The organism is Burkholderia sp. TSV86, from assembly GCF_001522865.1.
Taxonomy (GTDB): Bacteria; Pseudomonadota; Gammaproteobacteria; order Burkholderiales; family Burkholderiaceae; genus Burkholderia.
The window spans coordinates 1-1,260 of record NZ_LOWB01000067.1 but is presented as its reverse complement, the minus strand read 5'-3'; the positions used below and the strand labels follow the sequence as shown (position 1 = coordinate 1,260).

General features: G+C 59.4%; 1 protein-coding gene and 1 pseudogene. One reads left to right on the top strand and one right to left on the bottom strand.

The window, feature by feature from the left end:
- Positions 1–112, top strand: a pseudogene (locus WS68_RS28830) (DDE-type integrase/transposase/recombinase); the annotation flags it as partial.
- Between the two features lie 70 nt (positions 113–182).
- Here WS68_RS28830 and WS68_RS09285 read toward each other — a convergent pair.
- Positions 183–1,238 (bottom strand): ParB/Srx family N-terminal domain-containing protein, encoded by a 1,056-nt coding sequence (locus WS68_RS09285; RefSeq protein ID WP_082709913.1) that lies wholly within the window; start codon positions 1,236–1,238, stop codon positions 183–185.
- Positions 1,239–1,260: the final 22 nt, after the last annotated feature.

Below are 1,260 nucleotides of genomic sequence, written 5' to 3'. Positions count from 1 at the left end.
TCCGGACGAGATGTTCGTCTCGTTGCGCAGCCAGCCCTTTGTTCTCTGGCGTGCGGTCGATCAGCACGGCATTGAACTCGACATCCTGCTGCAAAAGCGACGCGACAAGAGCAAGCGCCCGAGCAGTACCGTAGTGCAGGTTGTAGGCTGCGGAGAACCGGTGCGCGACAGAATGTGTACGCTTACGGTGACAACCTGTGACGCGCTTTGTAGTCGAGCGCGTATGCGAGTTTGCCCGGCTTGTCGGCCGTCATTGGCTGGCTCAACTTGTTGAACTCCCCTTTGCTGTACTTTTTCTCGCCGTTGATCGCATCGGGGCGCCCGAGATCAGCACCCGTCTTGCCGTCGATGATCGGGTCCATTGCCGCGACCATTCGCACTGACGCATTCCACACTGCGTTCAGATAGCCAGTGTCGGCCGTAGCCGGATCGGGATCGGTTGTGCCGAGGCGCGTCCGGTCATAGTTTCCCAGCGAAAACGCATCCGGCTGCGCGCGCAGCCAGTCGGCCCAGTAGAACTCAAGATAGTCGATTGCCTGGGCGGGCTTGGTGTAGCCGATGTTACGCGTAAAAAAGATCAGCGCCCGGTACGGATCGTTTTGTAAGCCGCCCTTCAGTCCGAGTTGCGTCGGCAGTTGCGCGGCGCTGATCGGCTGGCCGTTGCCGTCCTTGAGCCGCATGTAGCCGCGGCTCTGCATCTGCTGCCAGAACGCGTCGCCCGAATAAGCGCTCAAATTGTCCTTGACGACGACATGGAGGTGCAGCGTCGGACCGCCGTCGAGGGTCTCATAGTATGTCGACAGCCCATGATGGCCGTCGGTCACGTATAGTGTTTTGCCGTTCGGGCCGATCACGACGGGATTCAGCGCCGAGCGGTCGCGCGCGGTCACATCGGTCGTCGCGCAGGTATAGCTTGCGCTCACACGCAACACGGATTGCGTGGTATAGCCATTCGAGGCGAGGCCACCCAGCCCTTCGTCTGCGCAGAAATCATCGAATTTTTTGTCGGGTTGCGCCTCGTAACGACCGAGTTTGTAATAAATCTGATCGTACCCGATCGCGCCCTGCGTCGGATGAAGATCGCCAAGCGTCACGTCAAGCAGATCGCCGACGTGCGCGGCCTGCCACTTGCCCGGTTGTGGTACGACAGAATCGATGTCGCCACCACCACAGGCAGTGAGCACGAATACCGCTGACAAGCTGACGATGAGCATCAATCGGGTCGGTAGATAGAGCATCGTGACACCAGGTTGAGTACAT

What these genes read in the sequence shown, in the direction of transcription:
- WS68_RS09285 (WP_082709913.1), bottom strand. Translation starts at nt 1,238, where the DNA reads ATGCTCTATCTACCGACCCGATTGATGCTCATCGTCAGCTTGTCAGCG.